General features: G+C 48.6%; 9 protein-coding genes, 1 tRNA gene and 1 pseudogene. 2 read left to right on the top strand and 9 right to left on the bottom strand.

The genetic code is table 11. The features are described 5' to 3' along the window. The 6 genes and pseudogenes from QNK41_RS09750 to QNK41_RS09725 all read right to left on the bottom strand — a co-directional run. Window positions 1-1,360 (bottom strand): annotated as a pseudogene (locus QNK41_RS09750) (peptidase M50); the annotation flags it as partial. A 286-nt stretch (window positions 1,361-1,646) separates the two neighbouring features. Further along, window positions 1,647-3,413, bottom strand: a complete 1,767-nt coding sequence (locus tag QNK41_RS09745) for an efflux RND transporter periplasmic adaptor subunit (protein WP_319256200.1) — start codon at window positions 3,411-3,413, stop codon at window positions 1,647-1,649. A gap of 625 nt (window positions 3,414-4,038) precedes the next feature. After that, window positions 4,039-6,162 carry an EAL domain-containing protein gene (locus QNK41_RS09740; RefSeq protein ID WP_319256198.1) on the bottom strand — a complete coding sequence of 708 codons (2,124 nt, stop codon included), beginning with the start codon at window positions 6,160-6,162 and terminating at the stop codon, window positions 4,039-4,041. After that, entirely contained in the window at window positions 6,159-9,005 is a 2,847-nt protein-coding gene (locus tag QNK41_RS09735; protein ID WP_319256196.1) for a response regulator, read from the bottom strand. The genes QNK41_RS09740 and QNK41_RS09735 overlap by 4 nt, the downstream gene beginning before the upstream one ends. 356 nt (window positions 9,006-9,361) lie before the next feature. Then, window positions 9,362-9,631: a DUF3862 domain-containing protein gene (locus tag QNK41_RS09730; RefSeq protein ID WP_319256194.1), complete on the bottom strand. Its 270-nt coding sequence runs from the start codon at window positions 9,629-9,631 to the stop codon at window positions 9,362-9,364. Between the two features lie 74 nt (window positions 9,632-9,705). Next, the gene (locus QNK41_RS09725) at window positions 9,706-10,158 is read right to left on the bottom strand and encodes a hypothetical protein (protein ID WP_319256192.1); all 453 of its coding nucleotides are present in this window, start codon (window positions 10,156-10,158) and stop codon (window positions 9,706-9,708) included. A gap of 328 nt (window positions 10,159-10,486) precedes the next feature. Between QNK41_RS09725 and QNK41_RS09720 the strand changes: the two genes are divergently transcribed. Continuing rightward, window positions 10,487-11,698 (top strand): DUF4382 domain-containing protein, encoded by a 1,212-nt coding sequence (locus tag QNK41_RS09720; RefSeq protein WP_319256189.1) that lies wholly within the window; start codon window positions 10,487-10,489, stop codon window positions 11,696-11,698. 571 nt (window positions 11,699-12,269) lie between these two features. Then, window positions 12,270-12,554, top strand: a complete 285-nt coding sequence (locus QNK41_RS09715) for a PilZ domain-containing protein (RefSeq protein WP_319256187.1) — start codon at window positions 12,270-12,272, stop codon at window positions 12,552-12,554. Between the two features lie 199 nt (window positions 12,555-12,753). Here QNK41_RS09715 and QNK41_RS09710 read toward each other — a convergent pair whose 3' ends face one another. The 3 genes from QNK41_RS09710 to QNK41_RS09700 all read right to left on the bottom strand — a co-directional run bounded on the left by QNK41_RS09710 (window position 12,754) and on the right by QNK41_RS09700 (window position 15,376). Further along, window positions 12,754-13,665 (bottom strand): alpha/beta hydrolase, encoded by a 912-nt coding sequence (locus tag QNK41_RS09710; RefSeq protein ID WP_319256185.1) that lies wholly within the window; start codon window positions 13,663-13,665, stop codon window positions 12,754-12,756. Window positions 13,666-13,677: 12 nt separating this feature from the next. Next, window positions 13,678-14,937: an ADP-ribosylglycohydrolase family protein gene (locus tag QNK41_RS09705; protein ID WP_319256183.1), complete on the bottom strand. Its 1,260-nt coding sequence runs from the start codon at window positions 14,935-14,937 to the stop codon at window positions 13,678-13,680. A 341-nt stretch (window positions 14,938-15,278) separates the two neighbouring features. Beyond that, a tRNA-OTHER gene (locus QNK41_RS09700) sits at window positions 15,279-15,376 on the bottom strand. Window positions 15,377-15,499 lie beyond the last annotated feature (123 nt).

Below are 15,499 nucleotides of genomic sequence, written 5' to 3'. Positions count from 1 at the left end.
GGGTTGACGTCCAGAGCGGAACCGGCAGGATGAACAACAGCAGGCCCGCACACAGTACCGGAACGCCCCCGACACATACCAGGCGGGCGCGCCGGCCGCGTGCCGCCGGGCTGTTCACAAACTGGGTCATGCGGCGGACTGCCGGAACCAACAGCAGGCTGATGGCGCCCCATATGCCGATCAGTATGCCGACGATAAAGAAACGGCTGCTCACCAGCAGCACCAGCCCTACCAGAACAGCTATCCGGTAGCAGAAGGCAACCGGTCCGTATGCCAGGAACCAGCCTTTCTCCCCGGGAGCAGTCACCGGTGATTCGACCGTGGCAATCCCCAACAGATAGCGCTGCAAAAGATAACCGAGATAGCGGGTGGCACGCTGTCCCAGGTTGGGGATTTCGATCAGATCGGCCAGAATATAGTAACCGTCGTAGCGCAGCAGGGGATTGCCGTTGAACAACACCGTCGACACACCGCCGATGAGCATGATGTTGTATGCAATTGCGCTGACCAGTCCGCTTTCCACATTTAACCAGACAAACAGTGCCAGGCTGGCCAACAACAGTTCGACGGCCATTCCCATGGCAGCCACGGCGATGCGGTGTTTTTTGTCAGGAAAGGCGGCGGAGGTAGAGGCATCGATATAAGGTATCGGGGTCAGTGCGAGCAGGATAATTCCCATTTCATGCACCTCGCCGCCCCACTTTTTCACTGCAAAGGCATGCCCGAATTCGTGGAGGATTTTTACCAGCGGGTAGACCAGCCATAGCAGCATCAGGTTACTCGGTGAAAAAATTTGGTCGGACAGGCTGCCGGACAATTCAGGCCAGTGCAGTCCCGCCAGGATCATGGCCGCCAGTACGATCAGCAACCAGACGACAAAAACACCGCGCGTAAACACAGGGGCCGCGAGAAAACCCCATCGTTCCAGAAACCGGTCCGGGTCGCACAGCGGAAAACGAAGGGAAAACGGGTTGGCAGCCCGCTGTTTCCACCCGCGGTTTTCTGTGTCTCGAACGGTGTGGACTAACTCCATCGTGCTGGGCAGGATGTCGCTTTGAATCAGGTCGGCGTCGTGCAGCTGACCGAGCAGGCGAATGAATTCATCCTGGGTCGGGGAGGTGTCAACCGAAAGGCCGCCGGCGTTGTCCCAGATATCCTGCACCGTGCGCCGGCCGTCCATCTGGCCGATCAGCGCGTAGGCGGCTGCGTTGAACCGGTGGTTGCGACCGTTCAGGCGGTTCCTCAAGACGTACCAGAGCTGCCCCCGGTATACATGGCGGGAAATGTTGGCGGTATCGCGCAGCACCGGCTTGAGCTTGGCGACGCGATACCAGTAGTTGCTGAATAGGGATTCGGGCATAGTATTGTGTGTTGCGTTATGAGTTTTTAAGGTATCTGTTCACGGTTACCGGTTCACAGTTCACAGTTTTTTCAATGAACTATGCAAGGATTGAAGCATCTTGGATATTGATTTCAATTCTGTTATTAATTCTTTCGCATCTTCCAAACATCTAAATCCTCAAAGGAAGACCCCATAGTTATCCTCTGTCTTCTGCTTTTCTTAACCGTGAACCGATAACTGTAAACCGTGAACGGTTAAGTTTTGAGTTTTAACTTTTTTATTTCCTCATCACTCCAAAACTCACTCACGGCAGTTTATTCCAAACAAAAAGCCGCAGCCAGTCGACCAGCCGTCGGGTCCAGATCCACAGCAGCTTCGCCTGGCCGATCTCAATCTTGGTGATCCCTTCCATGCCGGGACGCATCAGATCCGAGTGGCTGTCCATGACGGCTTCGACCCGGAAATAGTTGCGCCCCTCTTCGGTGGATGAAACGGGTGTCAATCGATCGATGGTGATGGCCAGGGTCTGGTCGGGGATGCCGGACAATTTCAACAGCCCGCGCTGCCCTATCGCAATCAGACCGATATCGCGGTCGTCAACCTTCATAACCACCCGGTATTCGTCGGTCGGAGCCACTTCGAAAAGGATTTCACCCGGTGTTACCGGTGAACCCAGGGCCTGGCTGAGGTCACCCTTGACAACCAGTCCGGCAAACGGTGCGATGAGGGTGGTGCGTGCCAACTGCTGTTCGACCAGGCTCAACTGCGCTTCGGCCTGGGCGCGTTTGGCCCTGAGAATGGCAATTTCAGCACGGTCCGATCCGGCAAGTGCCTTGCGATATTCCTTGAGCAGCTGGGTACGCTGGCTCTGCCATTTGCGCTGTTCGAGCCGTAGCTCCTGGTCCTCCAGCGTAGCTAACAGGTCCCCGTCGCGAACCAAGTCACCGGCACGGACATGGGCCTCGGCAATATAACCCTGTTGCGGTGCCACAATTGCCCGGCAAATACCCGGCTCCAGCTCGGAATCGCAGGAGATGCGCAACATCGCGCTGGCCAGGGAGAGCCAGACCAACAGAACGGTGATCAGGCCGACACCCACTTTCAACGGCAGATGGCGCGGACCGAACAGTTTGGCACACCCACTTTGCAAAGATTCGAGGACCTTTACGGGCAAGAACCGCTCGTCATGCCTTCTGGTTGCCAGCACCGGTCCGAGTAAAAGCCCGATCTGCTCACACTGGGCCACCGTTTCGGCGCCAAAGGGGTTGTCCGCATCGCGTTCCAGCAGCAGGGCCCCAACCGCTTTACCGTTTTTTACCAACGGCAGGGTGCAAATTGCCGCCTCTTGCTGTACGTTGGCCAACTGGGCGTGAAAACGGCTAATCAGCACGCTGTCGTTATCGGTCTGCGGGTACACGATACAGGCGCCCTGATCCAGGGATTCGGTCATCGCATCCCGGATGCTGCGGACCAGGCTCGAATGTTGATCGATGCGTGTCGTGTGTGACAATGCCTCGACCCGAATCCGGTGGTAGCGCATGAACCCAAGACTCACCCGGTGACAGGCAAAGCGCTCAGCAAGCTCATTGGTCACCTCGGTCGCGGCAACTGTGAACTGGTCATGTTCCAAACCGGCGGCAACCAGATCCACCAGATTGACCAGTTGCTCCCTGGCCGTGGACCCATGCAGCAGGATCATGGCTTCGAGCCACTTGGCCCCGGCTTGAACATGCTGCACCGCTGCACGCTGCATCGACTGCGAGCGGTGGGTCATTTCGATAGCGACAACCCCCAACAAGCGGCCTTCTAAAAACAATGGGCACGCCAGCGCATCCAGTGGTTCGCCGGTATTTTCAACTTGATGGCTGCGGGTTTTTATAACCGCCTGTTTGTTGTCCAAGGCCGCCCGGGCAACCGGTAACAGGGCATTGTGTCCATCTACGTCCTGCGGCCAGGACAAAGCCCGATCATAGGGCCCCACATCGGTGGGACCGGACAACAGGACGGCATGCGTGGATCCGGAAAGCATCCGGCACTGATTGAACAGCCAGGTTTTTAAGATTTTTTCCATGCTGTATATATAATAACTGTGGATCGTTACTTGAAAAATTACCTTAGGCAGTCATCGGTAGTTTTCACAAATAACTAAAGTGAGTCCCCATATAAACGACAATTATTGTTAAATTGCATGGCACAAAATTATCCTTAACATTCTGTAAATATGATAAAAAATATGATGCCTCAACAATCCAACTGATTTGTCCATAAACACAATTTGCAATTATTGTGCAATCTCAATCTGTTGGTAAAATATGATGGAAATCAGGAAAGTTAACGCTTGAGGAAGGAAAAGAATAACGACAACATCTAAAAAATAACAGTAAACCTGACAAATTGTGTCATGAAAGAGCCAAATTATGTTTATATGCCAATCAAGTATACGCTCAACAATCCCTGCTTACAGTCGCTCAAAATAGGAATTACGATCTGAATGGCCAGGCAAGAACGTTAAGGTTATCTCACGGAAACCAACCCCACCGCTTCGTGTGTTACCATACCAAAAACATGTCGCTCGGAGAATCGTGTGGTATGGATCGGCAAATTCAATGATAAAGTAATATCATGTCCATATTTGGATTAGTTAAGGATTCCATAAATACAACCGGTTTGTGTGGTCCACATTTGCAACCCGCGCACTATAAATGGCCGTCTGCCAGGAGCGCGGCAAAAACATCCTGGGGAACAGGGTGTTTGAAAAGATAGCCCTGGCCTTCATCACAGCCCAGTTCCTTCATCAGCGCAAATTGTTCTTCGGTCTCAATGCCTTCGGCTACAATCAGTTTGTCCATGCTGTGTCCCATGGCAATGATCGCTTTGATGATGATCAGATTCTTGGGTTCGGTGGTGCATCCCATCACAAACGAACGATCAATTTTGATGATATCGACCGGGAAGGATGTCAGGTAGCTCAAGGAGGAGTAACCGGTTCCGAAATCGTCCAGGGCGATTCTGAGTTTCAGGGCTTTGATCTGCTGCAGCGTGGAAACCGTCTCCTGGGTGTCCTGCATGAGCACATTTTCGGTGATTTCGATCTCAAGGCTCTCGTTCTCGTTGCCACGTGCGCCCAGCGCCTCTTTAATGGTCCGAATGATGTTCTGACTGGATAGCTTGTATCCCGAGAGATTTACTGCGACATTGACGGGCTGCAACCCGGCATCGATCCATTGGTTCTTCTGCCGGCATGCGGTCTGCAACACCCAGCGGTTGATATCGATGATCTGGCCGGACTCCTCGGAAATGGGTATGAATTTGTCCGGGGTGATCATTCCCTTGGTGGGGTGAATCCATCGGATCAGTGCCTCGGCACCCACGATCCTGCGAGAGGAGAGGTTGATTCGCGGTTGATAGAAAAGGACGAATTCATCATTGATCAGGGCTTTTTTCAGATCCCGCTCAATGGAGAACTTTTCCATCGCCGATCGGTTGAGGGATTCCGTGTAAAACTGGTAGCTGTTTCTGCCATTTTTTTTGGCATGGTACATGGCGGAATCTGCATTTTTCAGAAGTATACTGGATTCTGTACCGTCCTCCGGGAAAACGCTGATGCCGATGCTCGTGGTCATAGAGACATCATATCCCTCGAGTTGATAGGTATCGGCAATCTCATTGATCAGGCGCATCGCCACCTTGGCCGCCGATTCCGGCTCCTTGATATTGGACAGCAGAACGGTAAATTCATCACCTCCGAGCCTGGCGATAACCGAATCCAGCGGATCCAGGCCAGCGATGGATGCCGTGTCGCTGCCGCGGATGTTGGTTTTGAGCCTGCTGGCCACCTGTTTTAAGAGCAGGTCTCCGATATGGTGCCCGAGGGTATCATTGATCAGCTTGAACTGATCGAGGTCCAGAAAAAGCAGGGCAAATTTCTGGCGGGTGCGACGCGCAGTGGCCACAGCCTGCTCGAGCCGGTCCATGAACAGGGATCGGTTGGCCAGCCCGGTCAAACTGTCATAAAACGCCAGCATCCGGATCTCTTCCTCGGCCTGTCTCAACTGGGTCACATCCTGAATCACCCCCAGCATCAGTTCCGGGATCCCATCTTTACTGTATACAACCTGCCCTTGATTCAAAATGTGCTTCTGGGAGCCGTCAGGGAGAATCACCGGATAGTTGAGAACGACCGCCTGTTTGCGTTGCACGGCCTGATCGATTTTTTCCTTCACGGCATCCCGTTCACGGGCAATAATCGGCGACAGAAAATCTTCGTAGGAGGCCTGGTGCTGGCCGTCGAGGCCAAGCAGACGGCAGGCTTTAGATGAGCAACTGAATTCGAAACTCGCCAGGTCGATCTGCCAGTTGCCCAGTTTGGCCAGTTCCTGGGTTTTGGCCAGTCGGCTGCGATTGCGGTCCAATTCCTTGAACGCCTGGCCGGCCCGCAGCAGGTATTTGGCCTTGTGACCCAGCATCGTCCAGTTGATCGGTTTGGATACAAAATCGCTGGCGCCGGCTTCAAAGGCCTTTTCGATTGAGGCATCATCGTCCGAACCGGTCACCATGAGAATCGGTGTGTAGCGTCCGGCGGGAAGCCGGCGGACGGCGGTACAGGTCTCGAATCCGTCCATTCCCGGCATCACCAGGTCAAGCAGGATGAGATCCGGCTTGTCGCTGGCAAAAAGATCCAGTGCCGTCTGACCGTGGTCGGCCTCAATCACGTTGAAGCCGGACTTTTTCAGGGCCGCCCCCATAAAAAGCCGCAATGACGGCTCATCGTCCACAACCAGTGCCAAGGGGCTCGCCCCACGATCTTCATGATCGATCATACGGTACGAATCTCCTTTTCCAAGTCTTTCTTTACCGCGGAAAATTCTGCAACAATGGCGGAAACCATCATCTCTGCATCTTCTCCGGAGTTTTTATTGCAGTCCATTTCCAGCATCCGGCTGAATTCAGACAGCCGCATGGCGCCCACATTGGCGCTGCTGGATTTGAGCCGGTGGGCAATTAGCCGCATCTCATCGATATTCTTTTCTGAAAAGGCCGTTTCCAATTGCCCGATCAACGGGTATGAGCCATCCAAGTAGGTCACAACGACCCGCTCGAGGAAATCGGGCTCTCCTTCGATCTGAAGCTCCTTAAGTGTATGCAGCACATCCAAGTCAATGGGGTGGTTTGTTTTCTTTTCAACAGCAAGTTTACCTTTTTGTGGATCTTTCCCACCGTCTTGTTTTACCTGATTTTCATTCTTAGGAACGTGGTCTCCGACCAAGCGCTCTATCGTTGCCAGCATCTCAGTCGATCGAAAAGGTTTGCTAATATAGTCGTCCATTCCTGCCGCTAGACATTTCTCCTTATCACCTTGGAGCGCATGCGCCGTCAGCGCAATAATGGGTGTATGGATGCCCTCACCCTTCTCTTGCTCTTTGCGCCGAATTTCGGCAGTGGCTTGATACCCGTCCAGAATCGGCATCTGGCAGTCCATGAAGATGAGATCAAAGTCACGCCCGTCAAGCGCATCGATGGCTTGGCGCCCGTTTGAGACCATCTCAACCCGGCAGCCGATCTTTCTGAGCATGCCTGAGGCAACCTCCTGGTTGGTCTCATTATCCTCTGCCACAAGCACGGTCAAATCAAACCGTCGCATTTCTTCGGCGATGCTGTACTGTGTGACAAGTTGGTTAGGTTCATCGGAGTTGTTATTGTAGAGAACGTTTTGCATGGTGGCATATAGATCAGACTGCCGGACCGGTTTGGTCAGATAGGCAGACAAACCGCATTTTTGCGCTATCTTCGCGTCACCGCGCAGTCCTACCGACGTCAACATGATCATCGCCATACCTGCCAGAGACGGATTCGCCTTAATGCATCGAGCCACTGCCATCCCATCCATCCCGGGCATGTCACTGTCCAGGATGACCAGTCTGAATGGTTGGCCACTGCTTTGGGCTTGCGTCAGCAAAGCGATGCCATCTTCTCCGTTTTGTGAGGCACGACTGTCCATTCCCCATGCAGCGGTCTGCCGCTTGAGGATTTCACAGTTGGTGGCATTGTCGTCAATGATCAGTAAACGGCATCCATGCAATCCAATCGCATCATCATCGCGTTTTTTCCGATGCTTTAACGTGCTTTTCTCCAATTCGATCGAAAAGAAAAAAGTTGCCCCTTTCCCGATCTCACTCTCACAATCCAGTGTCCCGCCCATCAAAGCAACGAGTTCAGACGAGATTGCCAGACCGAGACCGGTCCCCCCGTATTTTCTGGTGGTAGAACCGTCCGCCTGTGAAAACGGTGTGAAGAGCCGCTGTCGATCTTCAGGACTGATGCCAATGCCGGTGTCCCTGGTGGATACATGCAGCAGTACTTTATTATCAGAAAGACGCGTGGTCGATAGATTGACCACGACTTCGCCGTGCTCCGTAAATTTAACCGCATTGGCGACCAAGTTAGTCAGTACCTGTCGCAACCGGGTAGGGTCCCCTTTTAGGGAAACAATTGTATTTTCAGGAATACATGCCGCCAGTTCAAGCCGTTTGGCGTGTGCACGGGATGCCAGCATCTGGACGACATCATCCACCAGCATCTGAAGGTCGAAATTGATGGTCTCCAGTTCAAGCTTTCCAGCTTCTATTTTAGAAAAATCAAGGATGTCATTGATAATTGCCAGAAGGGATTCACCCGATTTCTGAATCGTTGTCGTAAAACGATGTTGTTCATCATCAAGCTCTGTCTGCAGAAGGAGCCCGGCCATACCCAGCACACCATTCATGGGTGTGCGGATTTCGTGGCTCATGTTTGCCAGAAACTGAGATTTTGCCTTGCTGGCTGATTCAGCTGACTGCTTGGCGACCTTCAAACGATGGGTTCGCTCAGTCACTCTTTCTTCTAATTCTTGATTAATCTGCTTCAGCTGCTGCTCTACTTCTCGGCGAACGTGCATTTCCTGCTGCAATTCAATGTTGGTCTCATTTAATTCGGCGGTTCTTCGTTGAACTCTTGACTCTAGTTCGTTATACGCGTTGCTCAGTTCCCCATCTTTTGCTTGCAACTGGTTAACGACTTGTTCAAGCTTCCCATTTATCAGCGATAGCTTCGTATGGCTTTTTTCCCGCAGTTTCTCAAATGTATAGGCGTACGATAGAACCACCAAAAACGAAGGAATGAACCGAACCGCAAACCCAGAGCTGTATTTCTCAAATTTAAATGGCAGATAGTCTTGCAAGAATAAGTATAATAAAATCATTGTTAACAGTCCGAGCGAGGCCCATAGACCCTTTTGGGGACCAAGAACAAAAAACGAGAAAAGCGGGAGCGTATAGCACCAAAGATGCCCGGTGTCGTTTACCCCTTTACTGATAAACAGATAGCCGAACAAAATCGTCGCAAGAAAAACCCCAATATTTGTCACCCGCCCATAGTTCCCTGTCCAGCGATAATAAAATAGCAAGATGGTTAACGCGGCGGCAAATGTATGGTCCATTAAGCCCACTATTGTTTTACCAGACGAATAAGCGAAAATACCCATTGGAAACAGAACAAGGATGCCGATGACGGCAATAATATTAAACAATATGGATTTTCGGCGCTGATCAGGATCCCCATGTTCATGGTTCGAAATGGAAAAAAGCTCAAACAGATTGAACTTATTGGGGAATTGTAGGCTTTTCATTGTGATAATGCTCTGTAGATTTAATCTTGATCTCCAGCAGGAATGGATGCTTAGGTTAGATGTTGTATCCGTCACAATCTGCTGAGCTACAACCCTGTTATAAAATTATAATTCAATGTATAATTATTAATAATTAAAATGATTTATGTTAAACTGCGTAAACGTCCTTACCAATTAAAAATCGGCCACCAGAACTCAAACTTTAGTAATAAGTTTTTATATTTACAGGCCAAAATTTCATAGGACCTGTTTTAGACAGCGTATATATGCAATGTGGACACAGCGATTATGAAAAGAGGTCAGGTGCAAAATGTTGTATGCGTAAACGCATCTTCCTTGTATTTGACTTTTTTAGTTCACCCCCGTTGAAGACCGTGGCCAGAGAACACCACAACCTTATCACCGGCAAAACTCATCTTGATGTATTTTTCTTCATTGCCCCACGTACAATTTTTAATGCCAATCGCACCGCCGCATTCATCAGCTTTGCCTAACAGTGAAATCACCTCCTCGTAATTCATACCTATTTTTAGCTGATCATAATTTTCTGTGGTCAATTTGTTACAGCCAAGAATTGTCAGCAAAAAAGAGGCAGATAAAATCCAAAACATCGTTTTTCTGAACACATTAAGGTCCCTTTTATCAATATAGAAAAAGGCAGCGCCGAATAGAACCCTGCCAATGGTATTTTTTGCTGTATTTACTTTTTAGCCCATTTTTTGTCTTTTTTGTTTTTCCATTTCTTCATCTGACCAGGCGGATATTTTTCCGTGTGTTCCTCATAATGCTCATAGGGTTTATCGGTCTCTAACTCGACAGTGACAAAATCGTTAGAAAGTTTGATGTGGTTGGGTAGTGAAGCCGCAATTCGCCAACCACCTCTTTCGAGATAAAAATATAAATTTCTATCAGTGTCATAATAGGTGTGTTCGTTACGGTAGTACCGGTAAGAATGCTTGGCCCTATAACCATGAGCAGGTGCGTGGGAAGGGGGGCCGTTTTTTTTTGAAACCTTCGGTTTTGTCGGTTCCTTGTGGGCTTGGGTATTTCCCCAATCGATTGATATGTTCCCTCCGTTTGGCTTTGCGCATGCTGAAAGAAGCATCGTTACCAAAAACAATAAAACGGTAGTGTAGGATGTTATTGCTTTCACCAGTTTAATCCCTCCAAATTATATTTTATATTTTCCTAACCTTTTATCGGCGATTCAATCGTTATCTTAAGCCAACTTTTATTACGACCATTGAAAAGCAAATCAAATCCTGATTTATAATCGATACAATTACAGGCGATCCAATGTGAAAAAATTTGTATAGACTAAGGAAATAATTAACGTAAAATTTTCTTACCCCGATCATCAATGACTATAACATTTAGGAATTAAACGTTAAATTAGTCAAACTGCTGCGGGCACACTATTTGCTTTATTATCCGATAGTAGAGTGCCTAACGAATAAATTCATGGAAAGAGGAGCCCCTGCATGAGATTAATTAAGCTTATAATTGTTTTTGATTTTCTGATAGTTGCCAGCTTATTAACCGGATGCGGTGGTGGCGGTGGCGGTGACAGTACAAGTACAAGAACTGGAACGCTTTCACTTACCCTTACAGACTCATCTACGGTGAAATACAAAGCGATTTACGTCACGATCGACGAAGTTCAAGTAAATAGGAAAGATATTTCCTCCAATGGAAATTCCGGTTGGACTACCGTGGCGACACCAGAACAGACATACAATCTACTTAAATTGATTAATGGGTTAACCGCAGTTTTAGGTGATAGTGAACTTGAGGCTGGGATGTATCGCCAGATAAGGCTGATTATTGGAAGGCATCAGGAATCGGAGAACAATATTTTAGGCGTGCCGCACCCCTTTGCTAACTATGTCATATTGAATGACGGGTCAGATACCATAGAGGAGCTAAAGGTCCCGAGCGGATTCCAAACCGGAATTAAACTCGTCCACAATTTCAGAGTATTGGAAAACACGGTTGTCGAATTGGTTCTTGATTTTGATGCCTGTCGGTCAGTGGTGGAAACAGGAAACAGTAAATATCTATTAAAACCCACAATCAAAGTCATCGAGACGGATAACAAATCGATTGTATATGGCGATGTTTTAGATTCTGGATCAAGTTCGCCGATAGCTGGAGCACTGGTAAGCGCTCAGATATCTGAAGGCCTTTCTGCAACAGTTGTGCGCGCGACATTGACATCAGATGAAATCGGTGATGAGGGGCAGTACCGATTGATTTTATCCCGCGGTCAAGAATATAACATCGTTGCTTATTCAAATCAGAAAGTGGTTACTTTAGATTCTGAAGAGATGTATGCGCCTGCCTGTATTAATATTACAGTGCCAAATAATGGTGACGCCGGAATTGATTTCGACTTAATAAAGACTGGTTTTGGAACCATTTCCGGAGATGTATCTGTAAATGGTGACATCGACCCTGATAATCCTCTGGTCGTATATGTTAATTTTTACAGGATGCTGGGCTGTGGTTACGTAGAAATAATAAGCCTTCCGATGAGTCCGGATCCAGACAATCCGACTTTCAATTTTTCTGCCGATTTACCATTGGGTACATATGATGTCGTCGCATCAAGCGATGGATTCGTTCCCGATACTGAATCCTCATTGGATTTGTCATTGCCTGGTGATACAGTTGAAGTAAACTTAAACCTGTAAATCGAAAATATATTCAGTTATTATAAACAATATTATAGGGAGTTATATAACTTTTAAGTTTAGTAAAAAGGCAGAAACTAATTCTGGGCAGAGTCGATTTGACTCTTCCCATATTATTAGAAGGCAAAAGCTTCGGAAGTTATTGATTACCCGTTGTAACTTTATTGAGACTAATCCATTGTGGCGGCCGCTGTCAAACCCAGTGATTTCTTAACCCTACTTGCCGACCGCGATACTGACAGGTCTGAAATTGTATGCACCGTTATGCCTCAAACCTTGCCAATATTTGTTACTTCTACTGACCAGGTTTGTCACCATTGTTTGTCCAGCAAGTCGCGTTTATCCCCAACACATTGTAATCTTTTTGAATAAAATTCGGCTAAAATCTGGTCTGTTTATTGCTTCGAATTCTATGATTGAACGGTCAACCTAACAATTTGCAGCACTTTTGCAGAATGATTTGAAGATCAGATTGGATGAGTCTATTTTCATGGCATTAGATACCGACAAACCGTAAACCGATAACGACCTTGAAATAGAAAAACATAAAACATTAATGAAAAGGAAAAAAATGCAACCAGAATACGCTGTTAATGATTACGATTGTAAACGTTTTCACGAAAGAAAAAAGTACCCAGCAGAAATCGTTTTTCATCATGCAAATCGGTTATACGCAGGAAGTCTAAAAAATATCAGCCTCGGTGGTGCCTATATTGAAACCCACAGCGTTAATCAATTCTCTACAGAAGATATTGTTACCCTTAGTATCCCTTTTGCCTCTGGCCAGAATAATATAAACCGCAAAGGGCGCATTAAATGGCTGAACAATGCAGGTTTTGCTGTTGAATTTGTATAAGCTTTAACAATACCCTTTGAGCTGTGATTACACACTGAAAATTTTGTATATAATATGATTCAGGCGGGTTGGCATACATTGAGAGTAGCTTCCGAATCGCATCCTTGTTAAATGTTGGAATAGATGCTCCTCGGATCAGCGGCAAAATTTTTCATGACCAAGCAGGTACGCCATGGCTATCTCACAAAAACGGACCCATTCAGTGCTGCCGGATAAATTTCCCAATATTTGCTATTGCTTCTGAGGCTTCCGGAAGGAAAGGGGAAAATCCCTGAAACACATGTGGCATTCCATCCCATATCTCAAGTGTCACATCGCACCCCTGCTCGGCTGCATGCTTTGCCAATCGCGTGGAATCATCCAGCAATACTTCAGCGTCGCCGACCTGCAATAAAAGCGGGGGCATTCCGCTATAATCGCCAAACAGAGGCGATGCATACGGATCGTTGGGCTCAGTATACTCACCCAGGTAGTTAGGGATGAGTGCAGGCAAAATTTCCGGATTGATTATCGGGTCTACTGAAGCTCGAGAGACCAGTGAAGGGCTTCCACCGGTAAAATCTGTAGCTGGAGAAATGGCAATCACCGCCGCAGGTAGAGGTAGCTTGGAATCCTTGATTTTTAAAAGGGTGGCCAACGCTAAGTTGCCCCCGGCGGAGTCACCCATCAGGAAAGCGGCCAAGGCAGGTCCCTTGCCGTCCGGACCATTTTCCCGCATCCATTGATAGGCCTGCGTGCAATCATCCAAGCCGGCTGGAAATTTGTGCTCGGGTGCCAGACGATAATCCACGGAAAGGACCACTGCCCCTGTGGCTTGTGATACGCGTGATAAAAAAGCGCGATAGCCGGCAAGAGAACCTGAAATCCAGGAACCGCCATGAATATAGAGGATTCGACGGTTGGGGTCTGCGCCGTCCGCGACCACCCATTCCATAGGGATGTGATCGGTTTTAACGGGATACCACTGCCCATGTATTTCCGAGGTTGACGGGTGTACGCAGAAATACTGGTCAATTAACTTGCGTCGTGCATCAAGATCATGGATCAGTTCGAAGGCTCGAACGGATATTGCCCGCAGATGGTCAAAGACTTTTTTCGCAGGAGTATTCATCTATACCTCCTATCAGAACGCTGCGGATGTCACCGCCATCTCGGAAAAGGCTTCGATCTCCGTTGCCAACTCGGCATGGTCGACCAGGCCTGTCTTAAGCATTGTCGGAACCTCCTCTGACGCCGCACCAACCAGCAGACCCAGTACCATGCCACGATGGACATTGTCTCCACCGGCATTGGCATTAGCCAATAGAGCAGATTCAAGATCGAAGCGCTTCTGGACGGCCAGATAGAGCATCATTGGCAGGCCGTGTTCGGGGTAACAGGCTGTGGCTAAACGATCGTGCGGCATGGTTTCTTGATTGAACGTATTTAATAATTGAGGAATATCCATAGGAACATCATCCAGCCGAGTGTGAAGCTGCCACATCTCTTCGTTTGGAATATTTCCTGGACCATTAGCCTGTCGATACCGGGTGAAAAGATTGCTTCCGGTTACTATTGGCAGTCGAATTTGGCGGGCATGTGCTATCGTGGTTTGCTCCCCATCCGCGCCTGACACCAGTTCATGCAAAAGCGGAACAAGCACGCTCAACGCCGCGACATTGTTTTCCGAGCGATGGGTCAGGTTCTGATGTTCTATGGCCAGGCCGATCCCCTGGTAGGGACTGCCGGCTAACAAGCTGATGACAAGCGGGCGGATTAACCCGCCGTGTGATCCGATTGACCAGGAATTCCGCTGTATTTCGGCACAAGCGTGAGGCGGCATCCCCTGCGTGTATTGCTCGAACCATCGTCGGATGTAAATCTCGGTATATGGGTCACGATTGAAGCCCGGTGTCGTCAGGTAATTAATGAACGCACCAATAAAACCCATTTGATCGTATTGGCCAGTGGATACCACGGACCGCATGAGTACTCTAAGAAGATGCGCCCCCAGTGTATTTTCACCAGATAGAAGACCATGGTGATAATGGTAGCGTTCATCAACCGAAGGTGTGGGATTACCATGCTCCGTGTCTCTTTCGGATCGATCGATGTCGAGCCGGTGGTAGCTGGTACTGTAGAAACGGACGTGTTCATGAAGAATGTCAAAAGGCCTTTTGATACGTCTGGCGGTTTCCACATCAGGATGGTATCCCATTCCGACCATGAAGCTTTCAGGGTGCGGATGCCTTGCTGCTTCATAGGTAGTAATCCCCCCATTGAAATCTTTCTTAATATTATTCGGATTGTAGTACCAATGAACTGGCATGGCCAGTGCGTCACCGATAAACAGGCCCCAGAGGGCATTTTGAATGCGCTTTAGCCGCTGTTTACTATCTCGCACGTTTTTTTCCTCCGCTTACGTATCAGCAATAAATTCTACAAAAGGATCAGATCCCAACTGATTAGACCATAACCGCTAAAAAAATATTCGCAAGGTGAGAAAAGCTTTGATCGGTGTATCACCAAAAAAAGTTGTGCAATGCAAATGACAGCTACCTTGCCATGACATGGCGACGGTTTGGAAAGGGGTCTCGGAGGCGCTTGAAGATCTGAAACCGGCGAATCCGAAGATTTTGCCATTCGGGTCGACGGAAAATGCCCCCGAATAACAAAAAAAGCCGTCTGAGGAGCCGTCAGCTCCCCAAGCGGCATTTAGTAGGTTTTACAACCTTTCGTTATCTTTGGTGATCCCTGCGGGATTCGAACCCGCATTACCGGTGTGAGAGATCGAGCCGGCACGTATTCCGCCTGATTTTATTACCTTTTTTACCGTTAAAATCCGTTTAAGGGAACAAAAAGCCGTCAGAAAACCCTACCTAAGTTACTGAATCTGTGTACCCATCCGGCTACACCGGAGTTCTTTTTAGCATCTGGAGCGAGTAGGCAGCCGAACATTCCCAAGT

Source organism: Desulfosarcina sp. (genome assembly GCF_033791525.1).
Classification (GTDB): domain Bacteria; phylum Desulfobacterota; class Desulfobacteria; order Desulfobacterales; family Desulfosarcinaceae; genus Desulfosarcina.
Note: the sequence above shows the minus strand (reverse complement) of the source record. Positions and strands in the feature narration are given on the sequence as shown.